Origin of the sequence: Roseomonas alba, assembly GCF_019430885.1 — a bacterium.
In the GTDB taxonomy this organism is placed as follows: domain Bacteria; phylum Pseudomonadota; class Alphaproteobacteria; order Acetobacterales; family Acetobacteraceae; genus Neoroseomonas; species Neoroseomonas alba.
The window spans coordinates 487,584-510,879 of the sequence record NZ_JAHYBZ010000001.1 but is presented as its reverse complement, the minus strand read 5'-3'; the positions used below and the strand labels follow the sequence as shown (position 1 = coordinate 510,879).

Below are 23,296 nucleotides of genomic sequence, written 5' to 3'. Positions count from 1 at the left end.
CATCCGGGCCATCCGGCCGCGTCGCGTCGCGTCGCAGGGCGGTTCGCGTGCGCGCCAGGCCGCCGCGCCCCGGCCGCGACGCCACGGCGGGGCCTCATGGGCGATCGGTGGCCCTGCCCTCCCCGGGCGCGGGCGGGCTGGCACGATCGGGCGTTGCGCGGGAGCGTCGGCATGAAGGTCCGCATCGGCCAGGACGACGTCCTGGCACTGGACTGCGTCCAGCCGCTCGGGGGCGGACACGTCTTCGTCCAGGGCTGGCTGTCCTGGCCGCGCGGGACGGCGACACCGGTGCTCGGGCTCCGGGCCGGGGACCTGCCGCTCGAGAGCCTGGCGCATGTCCTGTACGACCGGTCCGATCTGACGGGCGCGATGGATGACGGCCGCAACTCACGCGGCTTCATCCTTGTGGCCGGCCCGCCTGCCGGCACGCGCCTCGCCGGAGAGTTCCACTTCACCGTAGGGACCGACGAGGTCGCCATGCCGGCCACCCGCCTCGGCGCGCCGGTGGCCGAGTTGCTCGCGCGCCAGCCCTGGGGTGCGGTGTTCGACCTGATTGCCGCCGCGGCGGCGGATTCGCGGCTGCGCACCCTGCTCGTCCCTGAGGGTGGCGGGGCCGGTGCCCTTGACCGGTGGATTGCCTCGGTCCCGCGCCTGGCCACGCCGGTCGAGAACCAGGGCGGCCTCGCGCATGTCGAAGCGGCCGCGACGGCCCTGGGGGAATGCGTGGTGGCAGTCACCCTGCCCCGCCCGCTCGGCCCGCAGGAGGAGTTGCGCGTCGTCGCCCTCGCCGAGGACAGGGATCGCCGGCTGCCGGTCCGGCTGGAAGGCCCGCCGCCCCTGCGCGCGGAGCACGGGGTGAGGCTCTATGGCCGGCTGCCGGCGGGTTCCGGCCTGCCCGTCGCATCCTTCGACCTGCTGGTCGGGCTGCAGCATCCCGGGGGCGGCGCCTGGTTCCGTACCGCGCCGAGGCTGATCCCGGCGCCGGCATTCCTCGCGGCGTTGCAGCATCCGCATGGCGATGGCAACGCCGCGGACGGCTTCGCCTGGCTGCACGGGGTGCTGGAGATGCGGCGCGCGGCATTCGACGTGGCCTTCCACGCCGCACTGGCGAGCTGTGCCCCCCGCGGCATGCCCGGCGAGGCGCCGGTGGTGGCCGTGCTGCACGATATGGACGATCGCTTCGCCGCGCGACTGGTCTTCCTGGCCGCGGCAGAGATCGAGCGCCGCGCCGCCGAAGTCGTGGTGGTCGGCGCGCCGGGGCCGGCGGCGGAGGTGGCCGACGTCTTCCTCCAGCGCGGCCGCATCCCGGTGCGCGTCGGGCTCGACCTCCCGGGCGCGGTGCGCCGCGGCACCTATGCGCGCGCCCGCCTCGTCCCGATCGAGCCGGCGGCCCTGGCCGAAGCCCTGGAAACAGGCGGGCTGGACGCGCTGTTCGCCCGCGGGATCGACGGCGCGGCGCTGGCGCCCGTGCTGCGCCTCGCCGGCGCGGCGGGCTCGCTCGATGGCGGGGACGCCATCGCGCGGCTGGCGCGCCTCCTCGCCGGCCTCGAAGGCGGATCGGGCCTGCGGCACCGCGGCATGCCCCTGGTCGGCGCGGCAGGCCATCTCGTCACCGAGCACCTCGCCGCGCTATGGCGCGACGCGGCGCCGGCATTGCGCGCACGGGCATCGCATGAACCGCGCTGAATCGTCCTGGTCCCTGCTGCCGGCATCGCCCGAGGAATCGCGTGCGCCGGTATGCATCGTTGTCCATGCCCATCCCGACCTGTCGAAGGGCGGCGGGGAGACCGCGGCCTACCGCGAATTCCTCGCGCTGCGCGCGGCGGGCCACGAGGTCAGCCTCGTCGCCGCGGCCGAGTTCGGCGGGCCGGACCACATCCTGCCCCACGCGCCAGGCGAGTTCCTGTTCTCGACCGCAGGGATGGCCGAAGACCGGCTGTTCTGGGCGGACATCGCCGACCGGCGAGAGCTTGTCCGCTTCCTCGCACGCCAGCGTGCGCGCATCTTCCATTTCCACCATCTGTGGCGGATCGGTCTCGACCTCGTCGCCGAGTTGATGGAAGCGCGCCCCGACGCGCGCTTCGTCATCACGCTGCATGAGATGCTCGCCATCTGCGCCCATCACGGCCAGATGATCCGCACCCGTGGGCGCGAGCTATGTCGCGCCGCCGCGCCGACGCGGTGCAGCGCCTGCTTCCCCGAATGGCAGCCGCGGCACTTCGTGCTGCGCCGCGCCGCCTTCCTCGAGACGCTGCGGCGCTTCGAGGCCGTGGTCTATCCCTCGGACTTCATCCGTCAGCGCTATCGCGACTGGGGCCTTGCCCCGGCGCGGGACGTGGTGCTGGAGAACTACCTCGGCGACGCGCTCGCCGATGTGCCGCGCCGGCAGGCGGCCGACCCGGCGCTGGCCGGCCACTTCGCCTTCTTCGGCCAGCCGACGCCCTTCAAGGGGCTGGACGTGCTGCTGCGCGGCTTCGCGCTCGCCGTCGCCGCCGCGCCGGGGCTCACCCTCTCGGTCTTCGGCTGCGAGCGCGAGGAGGTGCTCGGCATGTTCCCCACCCTCGCCCCGGCGCTCGACCAGGCGGGCCCGGCGCTGTCCTTCTTCGGGCGCTACGACCAGGCCGACGTGATCCACCTGATGCAGGGCGCGGGCTGGGTCGTGGTGCCCTCGATCTGGTGGGAGAACTCGCCGGTGGTGATCCAGGAGGCGATGCGCGCCGGCACGCCGCTCATCGTCTCGGACATCGGCGGCATGGCCGAGAAGGTGCGCCCCGGGCTCGATGGGCTGCATTTCCGGCGCGGGTCGCCGCCCAACCTCGCCAGCGTGCTGCGCCAGGCCGCCGATCCCGTGCGCCATGCCACAATCAGCGCGAGCCTGAACGACAGTATTGCACGCGCCGAGTTTCTCGTTGGTCTTGAACGCGCCTTTGGGTTGATGCCCGCAGAAGCGGAGTAGATCACAGAATCGCGAACTCTCTTGTATTCAGCCTGGCTGGCGCTGGAGCCGATGAAAGGGATTTTGTAACGCTTCGGCTATACTGCTAGGTCGTGCATCGTTTCTGTCGTCCTTGAACCGTCGGGATTCGCCAGCCCCCCGGAGCTGCGCATCAGGAGAGTCAAAAGATGTCCATGCGCCTCCTGCTGGACGGGAACTTCAATCACTACTTCGACCCGCAGCGGACCAAGGGCGCGCTCTGGCTGTTCCAGCACGTCCCCAAGACCGCAGGCAGTTCGCTGCGCGAGGAGATTGCCGGCGCTCTGCGCGAGAACCGGCCCGCGACGAACATCCATGTCGACGGGATGGATCTGGCGATCCCCTTCCATGACCGGCTGGACCGCGCAGTGGAGGACTTCGCCACGCGTTGTGCCGACAACAGCTATCGCTTCGCGTCGGGGCACATCTTCGCCCGCCACGTCGCGCGCATCCGCGCCGCGGCGCCGCAGACGCGCCTGTTCACCTATCTGCGCGACCCGGTGTCGCGCTTCATCTCCGATTATCGCTACCAGCGTTCGCCCATGCATCCGGGCCATGAGGCGTTCCGGCGCGAGGTGCCGACCATCGAAGCCTTCCTCGCGCGCGGCTGGACCGCGAACCAGATGACTCAGTACCTGCTGCCGCTGGACCATCTTCTCGATACCTTCGAGTTCGTGGGGCTGCAGGACGACTACGACACCAGCTTCCGCATCCTGACGCGCCTCATCGGCATCCAGCGCGAGCCCAGCCTGCGCGAGCGGACCAACCCGCCGACGCAGGACAATCCCGCTGACATCGACCCGACATTGGCGGCACGGATCGAGGCAGCCCACGCCTTCGACCGGTCGCTGTTCGAGGAGCTGCGCCGGCGCCTCGACATGGTGAAGGACGACCTGGCCGCCTGGATCCTGCAACGCGCAGCGTGATGCAGGCTGGCCGGGGCCGCGATTCCCCGCGGCGCCAGGACGCGGGGCAGCGGGGCCGCATCAGGCCACGAGCGGCGCGACAATCGCCTTCAGCAAGGCGGCCGCGTCGCGCGGGCTCAATCGCACCTGCAGTCCGCGCTGGCCGCCATTGACATAGACGAAGTCCTCGGCGAGCGCCTGTTCCTCGATCGCCGTGCGCACCGGGCGCATCTGGCCGAAGGGGCTGATGCCGCCGACCTTGTAGCCGGTGACGCGCTCGGCCTCCGCCGGCTTCATCATCTGCGCCGACTTGCCACCGAAAGCCGCGGCCAGGCGCTTCATCGACACCTCATGGTCCGAGGGCACGATGACGCAGGCCGGCTTGCCGTCCACCAGCGCCATCAGCGTCTTGAGCACGCGGGAGGGGGCCTCCCCGAGCGCCTCGGCCGCCTGCAACCCGATGCTGTCGGCGTCGGGGTCGTAGTCGTAGCTGTGGATGGTGAAGGCCGCGCCGGCCTTGGTCAGAGCCACCGTGGCCCGCGTTGCCTTGGACACGCTCTCCGTCCCGCCTGGTTCATCGCGGACCCTTCCGCGGCGTCGATGCCGCGCATCATAGGCTACGCGGCGCGACCGCCCAGCCCTTCAGCCGGCCCGGAGGTTGGAGAGGTGGAACCGGAGAGGGGCGCCGCCCCTCTCCGGGCCTCTCCCCGCCAAAGGCCGAAGGGCCTTTGGAAACCTCGGCCTGGCGCCGTGCGCCGCTGTCAGGATGCGGGCCGAAACCCGCCCCTGCGCACGACACGCCCACGATGGGAATTGGGGTGCCCGCAAGGCCAAGCACCAGGTGACGGTTTCCAAAGGCCCTGTGGCCTTTGGCGGGGTGGCTTGGAGGGGCAGAGCCCCTCCAATAGCCCAACCACGCCGCAGTCGCGGCCGCTGATATGCAGCGCGTCCGCCTTACGCCGCTGCCGGGACCGACAGGTAGTCGATCGCGCACATCACCTGGAGCTTCAGCACAGCGATCGCCTCATCGATCGTGACGTGCTCATTGTCCGTGCCCATGCTGAGCGGCGACGGTCCGACGATCACCGCCGGGATGCCGCGCCAGCGCCAGTAGCGCGTGTCGGTGCCACCCAGGCTGCACACCGGCGGCGCCTCGATGCCGAGCAGCGCGCGCGTGTTGTCGCGCAGGATCAGGGCCATCTCGCCATCGGGCTCGGTGCCGCTGGCGGGGTAGCTGTGGTCCTCGTTGATCGTCAGGGTGCAGCCGAACTCCGCGGCGAGGCCCGGCAGTTCCGCGCGCACGCGATCGAGATCCGGGCCGTAGGGCACGCGGATGTCCACATGCACGGCGCAGTCGGTCGGGATCTGCGTCGCCTTGCGGCCGCCCTGGATGACGCCGGCATTGACGGTCATGCGCAGCGCATTGTCGGCCGCGCCCTTGCCCAGCAGGGCGTCGGCGGCGGCGATGCTCGCCGGGTCGCGCAGAACGGCGACGATCTCCTCGGGCATGTCCGCGAGACGCAGATGGTAGCGGTCGTAGAGCGCCTGCGTCGCGGCAACGACCTGCTGGATCGGATTGTTCGAGCGGTGCGGATAGCCACCATGCCCGCCCGGCCCGTTGGCCGAGAGTGAGAAGCGCAATGTGCCCTTCTCAAGGAAGCGGATATTGCCGAGGCCGCTCGGTTCGCCGTTCAGGCAGCAATCGCCGCTGATTTCGTCGGCACAGGTGTCGAAGAGGAACTTCGTGCCGTAGCGGCCGCCGGATTGCTCATCCGACACCACGGTCAGCGTCAGCTTGCCAAACAGCCGGTCGCGATACGGGTAGAGCAGCCCATAGGTGAGGATCGAAGCGAGCGTGCCGGTCTTCATGTCCGACGCACCGCGCGCGACGATGCGGTCGCCCTCGATCTCCGCGGCCCAGAGACGGTCGTCGGAGACGGGAAAGACATCCATGTGCCCGTTCAGCACCAGGTGCCGCCCCACCACCGGCGCATGCCAGCAGGAGATGATGTTGGGCATATCCTCCCGCGCCGCGACGGTGCGGTGTTCCAGGCCGAAACGATCGAGGATGCCGCGCACGAAATCTGCCGCCTCCCGCGTGTCGCCCGGCGGGTTGACCGAGCGGATGCGCAGGAAGTCCTGCAGCAGGGCGACGACGTCGTCGCGTCTTGCGTCGATGTGGCGGCAGAGCGAGGCCTTCAGGTCGGCAGCCGTCATCACTCCCACTCGATCGTGCCCGGCGGCTTCGAGGTGATGTCGTAGGTCACGCGATTGATGCCGCGCACCTCGTTGACGATGCGGTTCGCCACGCGGCTCAGGAATTCCATGGTGAACGGATAGACATCCGCCGTCATGCCGTCGGTGGACGTCACCGCGCGGAGCGCGCAGGCCTGGTCGTAGGTCCGGCCATCCCCCATCACGCCCACGGTGCGCACCGGCAGCAGCACCGCGAAGGCCTGCCAGATCGCGTCATACAGGCCGGCCGCGCGGATCTCCTCCAGGTAGATCACATCCACCTTGCGCAGCAGGTCCGCCTTCTCTCGCGTCACCTCGCCGGGGATGCGGATGGCGAGGCCCGGCCCCGGGAAGGGATGGCGCCCGACGATCTCCTCCGGGATACCGAGTTCGCGGCCGAGCGCGCGCACCTCGTCCTTGAACAGGTCGCGCAGCGGCTCGACGAGCTTCATGCGCATGCCTTCGGGCAGGCCGCCGACATTGTGGTGCGACTTGATCGTCACCGACGGCCCGCCGGTCGCGGACACGCTCTCGATCACATCCGGATACAGCGTGCCCTGGGCGAGGAAATCCGCGCCGCCGATCTTGGTCTGCTCTTCCTCGAAGACCTCGATGAACAGGCGTCCGATGGTCTTGCGCTTCACCTCCGGGTCCGTAACGCCGGAGAGCTGGCCGAGGAACAGGTCGCTCGCGTCGCGATGGACGAGATGGATGTTGAAGCGGTCGCGGAAGGTGGAGACCACCTGCTCGGACTCGTTCGCCCGCATCAGCCCATGATCGACATAGATGCAGGTGAGCTGGTCGCCGATCGCCTCATGGATCAGCACGGCGGCGACCGAGGAATCCACACCGCCCGACAGCCCGCAGACCACGCGGCCCTTGCCGACCTGGGCGCGGATCTTCTCGACCATCTCGGCGCGGAAGGCACCCATGGTCCAATCGCCGGAACAGCCACAGACCAGATTGGTGAAGTTCTTCAGCAGCGCGGCGCCATGCGGCGTGTGCACCACCTCGGGGTGGAACATCGTGCCGTAGTAGTGGCGGGCATCATCCGCGATCACCGCGAAGGGCGCGCCCTCGCTGGATGCCACCACGCGGAAGCCCGGCGGCAGTTCGGTGATGCGGTCGCCATGCGACATCCAGACCTGCTCGCGCGCGCCCTTGGCCCAGATGCCCTGGGTGATGGCGCAGTCGCCGGTGACATCGATGAAGGCGCGGCCAAACTCGGCGGTATGCCCGCTCTCGACCGTGCCGCCGAGCTGCTGGGCCATGGTCTGCTGCCCGTAGCAGATGCCCAGGATCGGCAGCCCGGAGGCGAAGGCATAGTCCGGCGCCCGGGGGCTTTCGCCTTCGGTCACGGAAGCGGGACCGCCCGAGAAGATGATCCCCCTCGGCGCGAAGGCGCGGATGCGGTCTTCCGGGGCGTTGTTGAAGGGCCAGACCTCGCAATAGACCCCGGCTTCGCGGAGGCGGCGCGCGATGAGCTGCGTCACCTGGCTGCCGAAGTCGAGGATCAGGATCCGGTCGTGGCGGGGGGCGGAATCAGGAATCGGGTCGGCCATGGCGGCGTGAAGCACACCCATGCGCGCGGGGCAAGATGCCCTCGGTCAACGCTCCCCTGCGGGCGCAGTCGCGGCGAGCAGCACTTCGATCGGATCCCACAGAAAGGCCGCCTGGCGCACCGTCTGCCCGCCGACGCGGATTTCCTCGTGCGCGACCTCGCGCCCGCCCAGGTGGCGGTAGAACCAGCGCGTCGGATTGTCGTGCAGCACCCACAGCATGGCCGACCGGCAGCCCACGGCGCGAAGATGCGCCCCCATGGCGCGCATCAGCCGCCGCCCGGCCCCGCGCTCCCGCCAATCCTCCAGCAGATACAGCGTCTCGACCTCGCCATCGGCGATGCCCGTCCGCCGTGCCCGACCGCCCGAGGCGAAGCCGACGACGCCCTGGTCCCCCGCCGCGGCGACGAAGACCGCGTGCCCTTCCCGCCGGTCCAGCACGGCGCGCTGGTAGAACCCGGCGAGCCGATGCGGCGACAGCCCCGCCAGATAGGCATCGGGCAGGATGCCGGCATAGGTCGACCGCCACACCGCGGCATGGATCTCGCCGATCGCCTGGGCATCGCCCGGGCGCGCGCGCCGGATGCTGATCACGGCACGCGCTCCAGCACCGCGCAGAAGAAGCCGTCCGTGCCGTTCGCCCCGGGCGACAGGCTCATCCACGGCCCGGCGCAGGGGACCCCCACCCCGGGCAGCAGCGCCGTCCAGAGCCGTTCCAGCGGAACCGGAACAAAACCAGGGGCACGCGCCAGGAAGCGGTCCATCTGCTCTTCATTCTCCTGCGGCAGGAGTGAACAGGTAGCGTAGACCAGCCTTCCCCCCGGGCGCACCAGTTCCGAGGCCCTCGCGAGAATCTCATCCTGCACGGCAACAAGCTCGGCGAGGTCCTCGGGCCGCGTGCGCAGCCGCGCATCGGGGTTGCGCCGCCAGGTCCCGGTGCCGGTGCAGGGCGCATCGACCAGCACGCGGTCGAAGGACCCGGCGCGCCGCTTGGCCCAGCGGTCACCGGGTGCCAGCAGATGCCGTTCGGCATTGTCGACACCCGCCCGGCGGAGGCGCTTCGCCGCCCCCTCCAGCCGCGGCGCGGAGGTGTCGCAGGCGGTGATTCGCCCGCGATTGCCCATGGTCGCCGCCATGGCGAGGGTCTTGCCCGCCGCCCCGGCGCAGTAATCCGCCACCCGCATGCCGGGCCCGGCCTCCGCCAGCAGGGCGATGAGCTGGCTGCCCTCGTCCTGCACCTCGATCATCCCCTCGCGATAGGCGGCGGTGCCGGTCACCGGGCGGCGGGACGGCAGGCGCAGCCCCCAGGGGGACAGGGGCGTCGGCTCGGTCGGGACGCCCTCGGCCGCGAGGGTCCGTGCCGCCGTGGCACGGTCGGTCTTGAGCAGGTTCACGCGCAGGTCGAGCGGCGCCTCGGTCTCCAGCGCCGCCGCTTCCTCCGCCAGCCGCGGCCCGAACCGCGCGGACAGCGCCGGCAGCACCCAATCCGGCAGGTTCAGCCGGGGCCCGTCCGGCATGGCCGGGTCGATGAGCGGCCGCCCGTCCAGCGCCGCCGCCACCCGCCGTTCCCCGGCATCGAGCGCCGCCGGCCCGTAATGCGACCCGTCGAAGACGGCCTCGACCGCCTGGCGCCCGCGCCCATGGTCCTCGGCGCGGCCCAGCAGCATCTGGGCCAGCAGCAGCAGGCGCGGCGTCGGCGCCACCCCCAGCCGCGCCAGGTGCCAGTCGAGCCGCAGCCGCTGCCGGACCACGTCCCAGGCGCGTTCCGAGACCTCCCGCCGGTCGCCCCCGCCGATGAAGCGGCGGGCACGGAAGAAGTCGCTCGCCACGGCATCGGCCGGGCGACGGCGCGCCGCGGGCGCGAAGCATTGTTCCTCAAGCGCCGCGAGCAGGCTGATCGCGGCGGCAATCCGGGCAGAAGGGGTCACGATAGAAGGTCAGCCAGTCCTGAAAGGTTGGGCAGGGAGGGTACGCCGGCATCCGCCAGCCCGTATTCGTCCGGCGCGTCGCGGCGGTTCACGCGCACGACCCGCATGCCGAAGGCATAGGCCGCCTGCCCATCCCAGGCATTGCCCGACACGAAGACGAGCTGGTCCGAGGAACAGCCGAACTGCCGGGTCGCCAGGCGATAGACCCGCGGGTCGGGTTTGAAGATTCCAACGGATTCCACGCTCAGCACCTCATCCAGCAGCGGGGTGAGGCCGGCTGCCTCCACCGCATCCGCCAGCATGCTTGGCGTCCCGTTCGACAATATGGCGGTGGCGATGCCCTGCGCACGAAGTGCCCGCAGCATGTCCGGCACCTCGGGATAGGCCGGCAGGACGCGATAGGCCTCCATCAGGTCCCTTTCCAGCGCCGCATCCGCAATGCCATGCCGGGCACAGACGAAGGCGAGGGCATCGCGGGTGCAGAGCCAGAAATCCTCGTGATGCGACGGGCCGGTCAGGCTGCGGACCCAGCTGTATTCAAGCTGCTTGTTCCGCCATTCGGCCGACAGGGCCGCCCAGCGGTCGCCGAGCCGCGCGGCATGCGCCGCCATGGCACCATCGATGTCGAGCAGCGTGCCATAGGCGTCGAAAATGACGGCTTCAGGCTTGGACATGGCGTTCAGCTCCATTGGAGAGGCGAAACCTCCCCGCCAGGAGGCAGTATTGGCGCCGCGCGCACAGGTTGCACCAGCCCCGCGATGCGTATGGCCGCGGGTGGGCGGGCGATTCAGGCGTCCGGTCGCGCTTGTTCTTCCGATGCGGGAATTGGAGGGGCTTTGCCCCTCCAAACCACCCCACCAAAGGCCGAAAGGCCTTTGGAAACCGTCACTTGGCGCAGGGCAGCGCGGGCAGGACCAGTGCCGTAATCCGCATCGGCGCAGGGAAGGCGCCGAGAGGGCGAGGAATGGCCGACGGGCCGAACGCCAGGTGCCGGCGGTCCAGGCCATCCATGGCCTGGGTTCCCATTGACGTTGCCCTGCAACGTCAATGGGAACCCAGGCGGGGTGAGGTTTGGAGAGGGTCGGCGCCCCTCTCCAATGCTTGTCCCCGCATCAATGGGGCAAAGCCCCATCCCATTCTCACCCGCGCATCAGGGTCCCACCAAGGCTTTGCGACCTTGGCGCGCTCAGCGGCACGGTCCGTGAAGGTCAAAGTCCCCCGCGGCCCGGCCCTCAGCCCTCCGCCCGGTAGTTCGGCGCTTCCCGCGTGATTGCCACGTCATGCACATGGCTCTCGCGCAGCCCGGCCCCGGTGATCCGCCGGAAGCGGCCGTTCACCTGCAGGTCCGGAATGGTCGCGCAGCCCGTGTAGCCCATCGCCGCGCGCAGCCCGCCGACCATCTGGTGCACCACGGTGCCGACCGGGCCCTTGTAGCCGACGCGGCCCTCGATGCCTTCCGGCACCAGCTTCAGCGTGTCCTGCACCTCGGCCTGGAAGTAGCGGTCGGCCGATCCCCGCGCCATCGCACCCAGCGAGCCCATGCCGCGATACGACTTGTACGACCGGCCCTGGTAGAGGAAGACCTCGCCCGGGGCCTCGTCGGTGCCGGCGAAGACGCTGCCCATCATGGCGCAATCCGCCCCGCCGGCGATCGCCTTGGCCAGGTCGCCCGAGGTGCGAATGCCGCCATCGGCGATGGACGGCACGCCCTTCTCCCGCGCAGCGGCGGAACTTTCCATCACGGCGGTGAGCTGCGGCACGCCGACGCCGGCGACGATGCGGGTCGTGCAGATGGACCCCGGACCGATGCCGATCTTCACGGCGTCCGCCCCGGCCTCGATCAGCGCCAGCGCGCCCTCCGGCGTCGCGATGTTGCCGGCGACGACCTGGACGGAATTGGACAGGCGCTTGATGCGCTCCACCGCCTTCATCACGCCGCCCGAATGGCCATGGGCGGTGTCCACCACGATCACGTCCACCTCGGCCGCGACCAGCAGTTCGGCGCGATGATAGCCGTCCTCGCCCACCCCCGTCGCCGCGGCGACGCGCAGCCGGCCCATCGCGTCCTTCACCGCGTTCGGGTTCGCCTGCGCCTTGTCCATGTCCTTCACGGTGACGAGGCCGACGCAGCGATAGGCGTCGTCCACCACCAGCAGCTTCTCGATGCGGTGCTTGTGCAACAGGGTGCGGGCTTCGTCCGCGGTCACCTCGGGGGAGGCGGTGATCAGGTTCTCCCGCGTCATCAGCTCATAGACGCGCAGGTTCGGGTCGGTCGCGAAGCGGACGTCGCGGTTGGTGATGATGCCGACAAGGCGCCCCGACCCGCGCTCGACCACCGGAATGCCGCTGATGCGGTAGCGGTCCTGCAACGCGCGGACCTCGGCGAGCGTCTGATCGGGATGCACGGTGAGCGGATTCACCACCATGCCCGATTCGAACTTCTTCACCTGCCGGACCTGGGCAGCCTGCTCCTCGGGGGTGAGGTTCTTGTGGATGACGCCGATGCCGCCGGTCTGGGCCATGGCGATGGCCATGTTGCCCTCGGTGACCGTGTCCATCGCGGCGGAAATCAGCGGAATGTTGAGCGTGATCTCCCGCGTCATCCGCGTGCGCGTGTCGGTCTGCGACGGCAGCACGGTGGAATAGGAAGGCACCAGCAGCACGTCGTCGAAGGCATAGGCCTCCTCGATCATGCGGATGCCGCGACGGGGGAGCTGTTCAGGCGAGTTGTCGGGAGCCATGGGGGACCTTTCGCGATCCGAACCTTGGCGGCCCCACTTAGTGCGATGCGCGCGCGGGGGCAAGCACATGCCCGCGGCAGTTGCGTGTCAGACCCCGATCAGGGCCGGGTCGAGCGCCACCGGACGCGGCAGGATGCCAGGCATCGGGCCCCGCCGGCGCCGGATGCGGCTGCCCTGGCCGCGCATCAGCACCACGCCCATCGCATGCGCCACCAGACTGCCGGTCCTGCCGGATTCCGGCATCGCGACGCTCGGCACCGTGCCCACGCCCCGCTCCGGTCGGGGCCCCGGGGCATGCCGGGGGTGTGCTCGGCCGGCCGATGCGCGGGGGGCCGGTCCCCTCGCCGCGCTCCGCAATCGCAGCCCCGCGGTGTCCCGGGGCGGGATTTGCGTCGGCCCGGCCAGGAAGACCCGGGCGATGCGGCGAGGCGGCACGGCCTCCCGCCCCGCGGCATCCCGCAGCCGGCGCGCGTCCCGGGCCAGCGCCGGCGCGGCGTTCAGCCCCACCGGCGCCGCCCGGCGCGAGACCGACCCTGGCCTCAGGCTGTCTCTTCGGGGGTGAAATCCAGCGCCACGCCGTTGATGCAGTAGCGCAGGCCGGTCGGAGGCGGCCCGTCCTCGAAGACATGACCGAGATGGCTGCCGCAGCGGCTGCAATGCACCTCGGTCCGCACCATGCCGTAGCTGCGATCGGTGGTGGTCTCGACCGCGTCGGGCTCCGGCGTGTCGAAGCTCGGCCAGCCCGTGCCGCTCTCGAATTTGCGGCCGGACCGGAACAGCGCCTGGCCGCAGCCGGCGCAGGCGAAGACGCCGCGGCGCTTCTCCCGCAGCAGGGCGCAGCTTCCCGGGCGTTCGGTGCCGTGGGCCCGCATCACCTGGTACTGCTCGGGCGTCAGCAGCGCGCGCCATTCGGCCTCGCTGCGGGTGATGGGGAAGGTCTTCTCGGCTGTCGTCATTCTCGATCCCTTCGCGGCCCTGCCGCACCCGACGGTTACGGCGTCCATGTCCCGATGGTTACGGCGTCCATGTGGGGTGCCGGCGCCAGGATGACGACATCCGGGCCCCGATTGCCAGCCCGTCGCGCGCCTCGTTATAGTCCAAGAAATATATCGCGGCCATGCGGCCCGACACTAGGAGGAGAGCGAGATGCAGCATGAGACCGAGCACTATGTGAACGGCGCCTGGGTCGCCCCGCTGGAACCCCGGCTGATCGACGTGGTGAATCCCTCGACCGAGGAGGCCTTCACGCAGATCGCGGTGGGCGGCCCGAAGGACGTGGACCGTGCCGTGGCCGCCGCGCGCGCGGCCTTTCCCGCCTTCGCGCAGACCTCGCGCCAGGACCGGGTCGACCTGCTGCGCGCCATCCTGTCCGAATACCAGAAGCGCCGCGAGGACATCGCCGCCGCCCTGTCGCAGGAGATGGGCGCGCCGCTGAAATTCGCCCTGGAGCGCCAGGCGGCGACCGGCACCGCGCATCTGACGCGCATGATCCAGGTGCTGCAGGACTATGCCTTCGAGGAGGTGCAGGGCACGACGCTGATCGCGCGCGAACCGATCGGCGTGGTCGGCCTCATCACGCCGTGGAACTGGCCGATCAACCAGATCGTCTGCAAGGTCGCGCCGGGCATCGCCGCCGGCTGCACCATGGTGCTGAAGCCCTCGGAGGTCGCGCCGCTCAACGCCATCATCTGGTCCGAGGTGATGCATGCCGCCGGCGTGCCGGCCGGCGTCTACAACATGGTGCAGGGCGAAGGGGCGGTGGTCGGCAACGCCATGTCGGCGCATCCCGACATCGACATGATGTCCTTCACCGGATCGACGCGCGCCGGCATCCTGGTGGCGCAGACCGCGGCGACGACGGTCAAGCGCGTGGCGCAGGAGCTCGGCGGCAAGTCGGCGAACATCCTGCTGCCCGACGTGGATTTCCAGGTCGCGGTGACCAAGGGCGTGCTGGGCATGATGGGCAACAGCGGCCAGTCCTGCAACGCGCCGACCCGCATGTTCGTCCCCGCCGACCGGCAGGAGGAAGTGAAGGCCATCGCCAAGGCGGCGGCGGACAGCGTCGTCGTCGGCCCGGTGGACGATCCCCGCACCACCATCGGCCCGGTGGTCAGCGAGGTGCAGTTCGCCAAGATCCAGCGCCTGATCGAGGCCGGAATCAGGGAGGGCGCGGAACTCGTGGCTGGCGGCCCGGGCCGGCCGGAGAACCTCAACCGCGGCTATTTCGTGCGCCCGACCGTCTTCGCCAATGTCCGCAACGACATGACCATCGCGCGGGAGGAGATCTTCGGACCCGTCCTGTCCATCCTGCCCTATCGCGACGAGGCGCATGCCATCGAGATGGCCAATGACACGGTCTATGGCCTCGCCGCCTACGTGCAGTCGCCGGACATCGCGCGGGCGCGGCGCGTCTCGGCGCAGATGCGCGCGGGCAATGTCTTCATGAACTATCCGGTCGGCGACACGGCCGCGCCCTTCGGCGGCTACAAGCAGTCGGGCAACGGGCGCGAATACGGGAAGTGGGCGCTCGACGACTTCACCGAGATCAAGGCCGTCATCGGCTACGAGGCCGCCTGAGCATCGACGGCCTCATGCGCAGCCGCATATGACGGACCATCGCAACGGAAGGACCAACGCCATGAAGCTCTCGGCCCGCAACCAGTTCGCCGGCACGATCCTCGAGGTCCACAAGGGGGCCACCACCACCCATGTGCGCATCGAGATCGCGCCGGGGATCGTCTTCACCGCCTCCATCACCAACGAAGCCGCCGAGGAGCTCGGGCTGAAGCAGGGCGGCAAGGCCTATGCGGTGGTGAAGGCGTCGGATGTGATGGTCGGCGTGGAGTGACCTCGGCGGGGCCCCTGCCCCGCCGAACCTGCCCCGCCAGAGGCGGGCGGCCTGGTCCGGAAGGCCGGACCGGGCCACTACGCCCCGAAGCCGAGTTCCGTGAGCCGCCGGCGCAGTGCCGGGCTCTCCAGCGCCGCCAGGAAGGCCGCCACCGGCGGCCGCCCGGCCCGGGCCTCGGGCAGGAAGAAGTCGTAATGCTCATCGGCCAGCGGCAGGAAGCCGAGGCCATAGGCGCCCGCCACCGGCGCGATCGCGACGCCCCAATCCGCCCGTCCCTGCGCCACCGCCGCCGCCACCGCATTGTGCGATTTCGGCTGGTTCGCATACCCCGCCGGCCGCGCGCCGCCGAGCAGCCCATCCAGCAACATGCGCGTCCCCGACCCCGCATTGCGGTTCACCAGCAGCAGCGCGGGGTCTGCCGCGGCACGGCGCACCGCCTCGGGTCCGTCCAGTCCTTCGAAGCGCGCATCGCCGGGGCGGAACACCACGCCCTGCAAGCGCCGCCAGCCCGGCACCAGCCGCAGCCCGGGGGCCAGGAATGGCGCGTTGTAGGCCCCGCTCTTCGGATCGAGCAGATGCGCCGGCGCCAGGTCGCATTCCCCACGCTTCGCCGCCGCCAGCCCGCCGAGGCTGCCCACCGCCAGGCTGCGCGCCGCGATGCCCTGCGCCGCCAGCACGTCCAGTACGGCGTCGAGCCCCGTGCAGTGGCTGCCGATGATGACCAGGTCCGGCGGCCGCAGCGCGCCGCCGATCAGCCGCACGCGGACCGGCGCGCCGGCCTCGGCCCCGGCATCCAGCGCCGGGATGGCGAAGACGCCATCGGCCTGGGAGAAGGCGGTGACGCTGCCCGACCCCTTTCCGAGGGGGAAGGCCCGCAGCCCGCCCTCCGCCTCGGCCAGCGAGACCATGACGTATTCGGTGCGGCCGAGTTCGCTCGGCATCCGCACGGCAAGCGTCGCGGCGACTTCCGTCTCCTCGCGCGGTGGCAGGCCCGCCAGCGCGCGGATCACCGGCACGACGAATTCCTGGAAGGTGAAGACCGCGCTGGTCGGGAAGCCCGGCAGCACCACGACCGGCGTCGTCCCGACCGCGGCGAGGCAGAGCGGCTTGCCCGGCTTCAGCGCCACGCCATGCACCAGCACGCCGGGTTCGCCCATGCCGGCAAGGATGCGATGGGACACATCCCCCGCCCCCTTGCTGGTGCCGCCCGACATGACGACGAGATCGGCCCGCGCCAGGGCATCCCGCAACGCTGCGGCGAGCACCGCCTCATCATCCGGAAAGATGCCGAGCGGGACGGGCTCCCCGCCATGCTCCGCGACCGCGGCGCAGAGGATCGCAGCATTGCTGTCCGGGATGCCGCCGGGCGGCAGGGCCCTGCCGGGCGGGTGCAGCTCGTCGCCGGTCGACAACACGGCGACGCGCGGCCGCCGCACCACCGGAACACTGTCATGGCCGGCGGCGGCGAGCATGCCGATCTCGCGGCTGGTCACGATGGCGCCCGCGCGCAGCAGCGCCTCGCCGCGTGCGATGTCGCTGCCGGCAAAGCCAATGAATTGCCCCGCCGCGACGGCGCGGTTCAGCAGCATGGCGGGACCGTCCGGGGCATCATCCAGCGCCGTCCATTCGATCATCGCCACCGCATCGGCCCCGCGCGGGATCATCCCGCCCGTCGCGATCGCCGTGGCCGTGCCGGGTGCCAGCGCGATGCCCGGCGCGACGCCGCAGGCCAACACTTCCGCATTCAGCCGCAGCCTCCGCGGCGCGCCGTCCCGCGCGCCTTCGGTATCCGCCGCGCGCACCGCGAAACCATCCACCGAGGCCCGGTCGAAGGGCGGCGCATCCGCCGCCGCCGCGACGGGTTCGGCCACTACGCGCCCCAGCGCCGCAGCAAGCGTCACCCGCTCCGCCGGCAAGGGCCGCAAATCCAGCGCGGCGCGGAAGCGGGCCATCGCCTCCTCGGCCGACAGGATGGCGAGGAATTGTTCCTGCCGCGCCGCACGGCGGATGCGGTCGAGCAAGGGGTCGTCGGTCAGGGTCTCGGTCACAGCACTATGATGGGGACGGTGGTGCCGGCCTCGTAGCCCTCGGAGGAGGCGGGCACCACCAGCAGGGCATCGGCGGCGGCGAGCGCGGCCAGCGGCAACGCCCCGATGGCGAGCGGTTCCTCCCCGCCTTCCGCATCCCGCCGCAACGGAACGATCTCGGCGAGACCCACGACCGAGGCGACCTTCCGCGCCAGCCGCGCCGTCTCCGGCGGCGCCGTGCCGCGCCCGGCCAGGGCGGCGATGGCCGGCCGGGCCAACAGGAACCAGGCCGCCAGCGCCTCCTCGACCGGGTCGGGCAGCAGCAGCGCCGGCCGGCCGTCGACACGGCCGAAACCCACCGTCATGCCGGGCCGCGCTCCCAGGCCGCGCACCGACAGCCCGCCAGGGTCGTGTCGCAACAGCACGAGGTCCGCCGTCGCCGCGCATTCCTGCAACGCCGCACCTTCGGTGGTGGCCAGCGCGGCGAGCGCCGGCATCAGCGGGTCCGCCGCCATGGCGAGGCGCGGGATGCGCACCGCCACCTCCCGCACATCGAGCGCGGCCAGTGCCGGCAGGTCCTGCGGACGCAGCGCCTCGCCCACCGCCCGCAGCACGGTCCCGGCAGCGATGTCCGCGCCCGGCTGGCGCACGCCCTCCCCGGGCGCGACGGCGTCCAGCACCTGCGCGAAGGGACCGTCGCGATCCACCGCAAAGCCCGGCAGCACGGCGTCGGTACCCGGCGGCAAGGCCTCGCCCGGCCGGACCCAGGCGGGGACGGCGGCCAGGGGAACGGGCGCATAGGGGCCGGCACCCATCGTCTCGGCGGCGGCCACCGCCCAGCCGGCCGCGAGCGCCGTCACGACGGGCGGCACCGGCCCGGCGGCGATGACAGGTTCGGCCAGCACGCGGCCCACCGCCTCCCCCACCGGCAGCCGGCAGGGCGCGACCGGCCCTGGCAACAGGGCCAGCCAGGCCGCTCGGGCATCGTCCAACTCCGTCAGGCGCAGCGGGGCATCGTCCATCGCCCCAGCATCCCACAGCCGCGCCGACTTGGCGCGGGCCGGTCCCGCACCTTGACCTCGGTCTGCTTCGATATATTCAATGAAATACAACGAAGACCCAGGGGAACATCGCCATGGCGACCTATCCGACGCTGAAGCTCCGCATCGCCGGCGACTGGCGCCAGCGCCCCGGCGCCCCGGTGCACAACCCCCTGGACGACAGCGTGATCGGGGAGGTCCCCTACGCGACGCGTGCCGACCTTGACGACGCCCTCGCCGCCGCGGTGGAAGGCCAGCGCATCTGGCGCCGTACCGCCCCCGCCAGGCGTGCCGGGATCATGCGCGAGGCGACCCGCCTGCTGCGCGATCGCGCGGACGCCATCGCCGCCGCCGTCACCCTCGAACAGGGCAAGCCGCGCGCCCAGGCGAAGGTCGAGGTCCTGCGCGCCTGCGACATCATCGAATGGGACGCCGAGGAAGGCCGCCGCGCCTATGGCCGCGTCATCCCCGCCGAGCCCGGCATGCGCCACATCGTCCTGCGCGAGCCGATCGGTCTCGTCGCCGGCTTCGCGCCGTGGAACTTCCCGGTCAGCTCGCCGACGCGCAAGGTCGCCGGCGCGCTCGCCGCGGGCTGCGCCATCATCCTCAAGGCGTCGGAGGAAACGCCCGCCGGTGCCATGCACCTGGTCGAGGCCTTCATCGATGCCGGCGTGCCCAGGGGCGTGCTGCAGCTCGTCTTCGGCGTGCCGTCGGAGATCTCGGAATACCTGATCCCGCAGCCCGATGTGCGGCTGGTGACCTTCACGGGCTCGGTCCCGGTGGGCAAGCGCCTCTCCGCCCTGGCCGGCGCGCATATGAAGCCGGCTATCATGGAACTCGGCGGCCATGCGCCGGTGATCGTCTGCGACGATGTGGACGTGGAATCCGCCGCCGCGCTCTCCGCCACGGTGAAGTCCCGCAATGCCGGCCAGGTCTGCGTCGCGCCGACGCGCTTCTACGTCGACGACGCCGTGCATGACCGCTTCGCCGATGCCTTCGGCGAGACGGCCCGCGCCGTGCGGGTCGGCGACGGCCTCGACCCCGCGACGCAGATGGGCCCCGTCGCGAATCCGCGGCGGCTGGAGGCGATGCAGCGCCTGGTCGCCGATGCCGTCGCCCGCGGCGCGCGCGTGCTGGCGGGCGGCGAGCGCATCGGCAACCGCGGCTGCCTCTTCCCGCTGACCGTGCTCGCCGACGTGCCCGACGACGCGCTGGCGATGCATGAGGAACCCTTCGGCCCGCTCGCCCTCATCAGCCGCACGCGCGACCTTGGCGAGGCCATCGCCAAGGCCAATGCCCTGCCCTTCGGCCTCGCCGGCTACGCCTTCACCCATTCCGCCCCGCGCGTGGAACGGCTCAGCGAGGAGCTCGAAGTCGGCAACCTGTCGATCAACCACCTCGTCGCCTCGGTCCCCGAGACGCCCTTCGGCGGCGTCAAAGACAGCGGCTATGGACGCGAAGGCGGCAGCGAGGGCCTCGCCTGCTACACGGTGACGAAGAACGTCTCCCACCTGGTCGGCAGCGCATGATCACCGCCGCGCGGGCTTGAGGTCCACCAGCGGCGTGCCGTCCATGCAGTCGAGGCTGCGCACCGTCAGCGCATCCTCGGCGACGGCGGTGACGGTGACCTCGGACGTCGCGATCGGGTTCGGCCGGTTCGGCGAGCGCAGGGCAAAGGTGCCGAGCGGCGCCGGCCGCCCCTTCGGCGCCTGCACCAGCAGATCCCGCCGCGCCAGGTGCATCCAGTAGAGCACCTCGACGCGATCCCCCGGCGCGATGCCATGCAGCGCGGGCCGCCAGGGTTCGTCGATCTCGATGCGGCATTCCGGGCCATCCGGCGCGGCGCGATGCGGGCAATCCGCGCGGGTCGCATAGGGCGTGCGGATGCGGCCGATAAAGGTCAGCGTCGCATCGGCGCGGTCAGGGGTACCGCCTTCGACTTCACCGGGGCGGGTGGCGTGCCAGTCCATGGAATCCTCAGGGCGAAGGGGATGTCATGATAGGCGGGAGAGGAGCATCGCGCCTCTCCCCCCCCTCCTCCCGTCAGCGCCCTCCTGATGACTGGGGTGGAGGCGAGAGGCGGTGAGCATCGGAGACGCAAAGCGCCACGCGCGAAGATTGTGTGGATGGCGGATCGGGAAGGGCTCTGCCCTCCCCCGAACCCCCACCCGCCAAAGGCCATAGGGCCTTTGGATGCCGTCACTTGGCGCCATGCATCGAGGCAGACAGCCATGACGGATGGCGCGATCGGCACGGCGCGCGTGTGGGCGCCGAGAGAAGCTCCCGGCTCAGCACAGGGTATCGGCTTCCAAAGGCCCTGTGGCCTTTTGGGGGGGTGAGGCCGGAAGAGAGGCACAGAGCCCCCCTCCATTGTCCTCAGCGCTTCATCGTCGCGCGTATGGAGCCCTGCCCCTCCTCAATCCCAGCCGACCGCGCCCGGCATCTCCTTCACCGGCGCCGCCGCCTTCAAGGCAGCCAGGTCCGGCACCGGCCGGCGCAGCGTGGCGTCGCCCGCGAAGGCCTCCTCGATCGCCGCCGCCACGCGCAGCACCAGCGCGTCGCCGCCGCGCGGACCGACGATCTGCAGGCCGAAGGGCATGCCCAGCGCATCGACGCCCATGGGCAGCGAGATCGCCGGATGCCCGCACAGCGTCACGTAATAGGCGCAGGCGAGCCAGTGGAAGTAGGTCCGGGTGGGCTTTCCGTCGATCTCGGCCGGGTAGAGTTCCTTCCACGGACGGGGCGAGACGGCGATCGCCGGTGTAATCAGGATGTCGTGGCGGGCGAAGAAATGCTGCCAGGCACGGTAGATGCGCGTCTGCGCCGCCGCGGCGTTCGCCCCATCCTCGAGGCTGTAGCGCAGCCCTTCCTCGACATTGGCGCGGACATTGGGGCCGACCATGTCGGGCGTCTCGCGCACCTTCTGCGCATGGGCAGTGACGAACATCATGGAGCGCAGGACCTCGAAGGCCTCGTCGCCGCCGCGGCAATCCGGGTCGGCCTCCTCGGCCGCGCCGAACAGCGGTGCGATCGCCTTGGCCCGGATGGCGAAGGCGTCGCGGACCAGCTTCTCGACCGGCGCCTGGCCGAAATCGACGCTGACGGCGAGCCGCAGCGAGGCCAGATCCACGGGCTTCACCGGATGATACCGCCAGCCGAGGCCGCGCACCGGCTCGCCCGGCAGCGTATAGGCCAGCGGATCCCGCGCATCGTCGGAGGCCATGGCCGCGAACATCAGCGCCGTATCGGTCGCGGTACGCGCCATCGGCCCCAGCACCGGCAGGCCCGACCAGCCATGCGGGCGCCGTTCGGACGGCACCACGCCCGGCGAGGGCCGGAAGCCGACGATGCCGTTGAACGCTGCCGGGTTGCGGAGCGACCCCCCGGTATCCGACCCGGTGCAGATCGGCGCCATGCCGCAGGCGAGTGCCACGCCCGAACCGCCCGAGGAGCCGGCCGCGGATTTCGTCGGATCGAACGGATTGCCCGTCACGCCATGGACGGCGTTGCGGGTATTCGCCCCGGCGCCGAATTCCGGCGTGTTGGTCTTGCCCACCACCACCGCGCCGGCGGCGCGCAGGTTGCCGACTGCAATCGAATCAGCCTGGGCGACATTGTCCTTGAACAGCGGGCTGCCGAAGGTGGTCGGCAGGCCCTTCGCGTCGTCGAGGTCCTTCACGCCAAGCGGCAGGCCATGCAGCAGGCCAAGCTTCTCGCCCTTCATCACGGCGGCCTCGGCGGCCTTGGCGGTGGCGCGGGCGGCAGGCTCGTCCATTGCGACCATGGCGTTGACGGCGTGGTTCACCTCGCCGATGCGCTTCAGGCAGGACTCCAGCAGTTCCACCGGCGAGAGCGCCTTGCGCCCGATCAGGCGACGCGCCTCGAGGGCTGTCAGGTCGCAGGGTTCGGTCATGCGCCGAGTTCCTTCTCGTACAAGGCAAGCGTGTGCTCGTCGAAGCAGGCGAAGGTCACCGCGACCCCGCCATGGCGCGCACCATCCTCCCGCACGGTGGCGACGGCAATCCGCGTCGCCTGATCCACCGGGTAGCCGAAGATGCCGGTCGAGATGGCCGGGAAGGCGATGGACCGCCCGCCAGCCTGGCGCAGCAGGGCGAGGCTTGCGCGGTAGCAGCCGGCGAGCAGGTCCGGCTCCCCCGACCCGCCACCATGCCAGACGGGACCGACGGCATGAATGATGTGCCGCGCCGGCAGCGCGAAGCCCGGCGTGATGCGCGCCTCCCCGGTCGGGCAGGGCGCGACCTTGGCGCAGGCGGCGGCAAGGTCCTCTGCGCCGGCGGCACGGAAGATGGCGCCGCAGACGCCGCCGCCCATCAGCAGGCGGTCATTCGCGGCGTTGACGATGGCATCGACGGCGAGGGTGGTGATGTCGGCCTGGATGGCGTGCAGGGTCATGGCGGCTGCTGCACGCAAAGGTCAGGCGTGATGCCGAGTTCCATAGCCGTCTCCGGCGCTCCGTGACCCAACACCAGGATGCAACATATAGTCTGAAGCCGGCTCAGGATGTCTGGGTGCGTCCCACGGGGAAAGCCTATCCCTTCCCAGAATGCGATGAGCTTGGGGTGCATCTCCATCAGGACAGGATCGTCGTCTTCCTCGCGGGGCTCGAACGTCCGCGCGGCCAGTTCCCGCATGAGGTCGGGGCGCATCCCGGCCAATGCCTCGATCTTGCGAAGGGCGAGGTCATGATCCTCGGCGTATGGCGTCTTGCAGACCAGCGGCTTCGCTACAGGAATGCGTGGTGGCCGTTCCTCTAGGGTACGAAGAAGCTCGACATCCGACAAAGAGCTTCCTGTTGCGCGGATGCATTCTCGACGAAGGCCCGTGCCGACACCAGGATCTTCCATCGCGTCCACGAAGCGCCAGAAGGGTACGCGTCGCGCAAACAGGCCTTCCCAAGTGCGTGGGTGCGGCCTGGGATCAAGCAAGGCGGCCATTGCCTCGCGGCCGTGCTGCCGCAGATAGGCATCCACGACGCGTTCGATGACCGGGCCGAGCGGCTCGGCCGCGGTCATCGATTC

The 23,296-nt window shown here is 70.9% G+C and carries 21 protein-coding genes; 6 read left to right on the top strand and 15 right to left on the bottom strand.

Annotated elements, in window-relative coordinates; genetic code table 11:
* Positions 1–171 precede the first annotated feature (171 nt).
* The 3 genes from KPL78_RS02320 to KPL78_RS02310 all read left to right on the top strand — a co-directional run bounded on the left by KPL78_RS02320 (position 172) and on the right by KPL78_RS02310 (position 3,900).
* Complete coding sequence (locus KPL78_RS02320) at positions 172–1,686, top strand: hypothetical protein (protein ID WP_219761104.1); 1,515 nt, start codon at positions 172–174, stop codon at positions 1,684–1,686.
* On the top strand, positions 1,673–2,956 hold the full coding sequence (locus tag KPL78_RS02315) for a glycosyltransferase (protein ID WP_219761102.1): 1,284 nt from the start codon (positions 1,673–1,675) through the stop codon (positions 2,954–2,956). Before KPL78_RS02320 ends, KPL78_RS02315 begins: the two co-directional genes overlap by 14 nt.
* Positions 2,957–3,123: 167 nt before the next feature.
* Positions 3,124–3,900 carry a sulfotransferase family 2 domain-containing protein gene (locus KPL78_RS02310; protein ID WP_219761100.1) on the top strand — a complete coding sequence of 259 codons (777 nt, stop codon included), beginning with the start codon at positions 3,124–3,126 and terminating at the stop codon, positions 3,898–3,900.
* A gap of 60 nt (positions 3,901–3,960) precedes the next feature.
* On the opposite strand, the gene ybaK is transcribed toward KPL78_RS02310, so the two are convergent.
* From ybaK to msrB, 9 genes are all read right to left on the bottom strand, one after another.
* Positions 3,961–4,434 (bottom strand): Cys-tRNA(Pro) deacylase, encoded by a 474-nt coding sequence (gene ybaK, locus KPL78_RS02305; RefSeq protein ID WP_219761098.1) that lies wholly within the window; start codon positions 4,432–4,434, stop codon positions 3,961–3,963.
* A 399-nt stretch (positions 4,435–4,833) separates the two neighbouring features.
* Complete coding sequence (locus KPL78_RS02300) at positions 4,834–6,096, bottom strand: M20/M25/M40 family metallo-hydrolase (protein ID WP_219761096.1); 1,263 nt, start codon at positions 6,094–6,096, stop codon at positions 4,834–4,836.
* The gene (gene guaA / locus KPL78_RS02295; protein WP_255568515.1) at positions 6,096–7,697 is read right to left on the bottom strand and encodes a glutamine-hydrolyzing GMP synthase; all 1,602 of its coding nucleotides are present in this window, start codon (positions 7,695–7,697) and stop codon (positions 6,096–6,098) included. Before guaA ends, KPL78_RS02300 begins: the two co-directional genes overlap by 1 nt.
* A gap of 24 nt (positions 7,698–7,721) precedes the next feature.
* Entirely contained in the window at positions 7,722–8,267 is a 546-nt protein-coding gene (locus KPL78_RS02290) for a GNAT family N-acetyltransferase (protein ID WP_219761094.1), read from the bottom strand.
* Complete coding sequence (locus KPL78_RS02285) at positions 8,264–9,601, bottom strand: RsmB/NOP family class I SAM-dependent RNA methyltransferase (protein ID WP_219761092.1); 1,338 nt, start codon at positions 9,599–9,601, stop codon at positions 8,264–8,266. The genes KPL78_RS02290 and KPL78_RS02285 overlap by 4 nt, the downstream gene beginning before the upstream one ends.
* Entirely contained in the window at positions 9,598–10,275 is a 678-nt protein-coding gene (locus tag KPL78_RS02280; RefSeq protein ID WP_219761090.1) for a haloacid dehalogenase type II, read from the bottom strand. The genes KPL78_RS02285 and KPL78_RS02280 overlap by 4 nt, the downstream gene beginning before the upstream one ends.
* 558 nt (positions 10,276–10,833) lie before the next feature.
* Positions 10,834–12,342 (bottom strand): IMP dehydrogenase, encoded by a 1,509-nt coding sequence (gene guaB, locus KPL78_RS02275; protein ID WP_219761088.1) that lies wholly within the window; start codon positions 12,340–12,342, stop codon positions 10,834–10,836.
* An 87-nt stretch (positions 12,343–12,429) separates the two neighbouring features.
* A complete protein-coding gene (locus tag KPL78_RS02270; RefSeq protein WP_219761086.1) occupies positions 12,430–12,609 on the bottom strand; it encodes a hypothetical protein in 180 nt (59 codons plus the stop codon).
* A gap of 272 nt (positions 12,610–12,881) precedes the next feature.
* Complete coding sequence (gene msrB / locus KPL78_RS02265) at positions 12,882–13,298, bottom strand: peptide-methionine (R)-S-oxide reductase MsrB (protein ID WP_219761085.1); 417 nt, start codon at positions 13,296–13,298, stop codon at positions 12,882–12,884.
* A 190-nt stretch (positions 13,299–13,488) separates the two neighbouring features.
* Between msrB and KPL78_RS02260 the strand changes: the two genes are divergently transcribed.
* Both KPL78_RS02260 and KPL78_RS02255 read left to right on the top strand, forming a co-directional pair.
* Positions 13,489–14,919, top strand: a complete 1,431-nt coding sequence (locus KPL78_RS02260; RefSeq protein ID WP_219761084.1) for an aldehyde dehydrogenase family protein — start codon at positions 13,489–13,491, stop codon at positions 14,917–14,919.
* Positions 14,920–14,980: 61 nt separating this feature from the next.
* On the top strand, positions 14,981–15,190 hold the full coding sequence (locus tag KPL78_RS02255) for a TOBE domain-containing protein (RefSeq protein WP_219761082.1): 210 nt from the start codon (positions 14,981–14,983) through the stop codon (positions 15,188–15,190).
* 77 nt (positions 15,191–15,267) lie between these two features.
* Here the strand turns inward: KPL78_RS02255 and KPL78_RS02250 are convergent, their stop codons facing one another.
* Positions 15,268–17,238, bottom strand: coding sequence for a molybdopterin biosynthesis protein (locus tag KPL78_RS02250; protein ID WP_369412602.1), 1,971 nt, complete (start codon positions 17,236–17,238; stop codon positions 15,268–15,270).
* Positions 17,235–18,239 (bottom strand): molybdopterin-binding domain-containing protein, encoded by a 1,005-nt coding sequence (locus KPL78_RS02245; protein ID WP_219761081.1) that lies wholly within the window; start codon positions 18,237–18,239, stop codon positions 17,235–17,237. The genes KPL78_RS02250 and KPL78_RS02245 overlap by 4 nt, the downstream gene beginning before the upstream one ends.
* A 113-nt stretch (positions 18,240–18,352) precedes the next feature.
* Here KPL78_RS02245 and KPL78_RS02240 point away from each other — a divergent pair, with 113 nt between their 5' ends.
* Positions 18,353–19,786: an NAD-dependent succinate-semialdehyde dehydrogenase gene (locus tag KPL78_RS02240; protein WP_219761079.1), complete on the top strand. Its 1,434-nt coding sequence runs from the start codon at positions 18,353–18,355 to the stop codon at positions 19,784–19,786.
* On the opposite strand, the gene KPL78_RS02235 is transcribed toward KPL78_RS02240, so the two are convergent.
* The 4 genes from KPL78_RS02235 to KPL78_RS02220 all read right to left on the bottom strand — a co-directional run bounded on the left by KPL78_RS02235 (position 19,787) and on the right by KPL78_RS02220 (position 23,290).
* Positions 19,787–20,227: an SAM-dependent methyltransferase gene (locus tag KPL78_RS02235; RefSeq protein WP_219761077.1), complete on the bottom strand. Its 441-nt coding sequence runs from the start codon at positions 20,225–20,227 to the stop codon at positions 19,787–19,789.
* A gap of 446 nt (positions 20,228–20,673) precedes the next feature.
* On the bottom strand, positions 20,674–22,170 hold the full coding sequence (locus KPL78_RS02230; RefSeq protein ID WP_219761075.1) for an amidase: 1,497 nt from the start codon (positions 22,168–22,170) through the stop codon (positions 20,674–20,676).
* Positions 22,167–22,670: a macro domain-containing protein gene (locus tag KPL78_RS02225; RefSeq protein ID WP_219761074.1), complete on the bottom strand. Its 504-nt coding sequence runs from the start codon at positions 22,668–22,670 to the stop codon at positions 22,167–22,169. The genes KPL78_RS02230 and KPL78_RS02225 overlap by 4 nt, the downstream gene beginning before the upstream one ends.
* The gene (locus KPL78_RS02220; RefSeq protein ID WP_219761072.1) at positions 22,667–23,290 is read right to left on the bottom strand and encodes a hypothetical protein; all 624 of its coding nucleotides are present in this window, start codon (positions 23,288–23,290) and stop codon (positions 22,667–22,669) included. Before KPL78_RS02220 ends, KPL78_RS02225 begins: the two co-directional genes overlap by 4 nt.
* Positions 23,291–23,296: the final 6 nt, after the last annotated feature.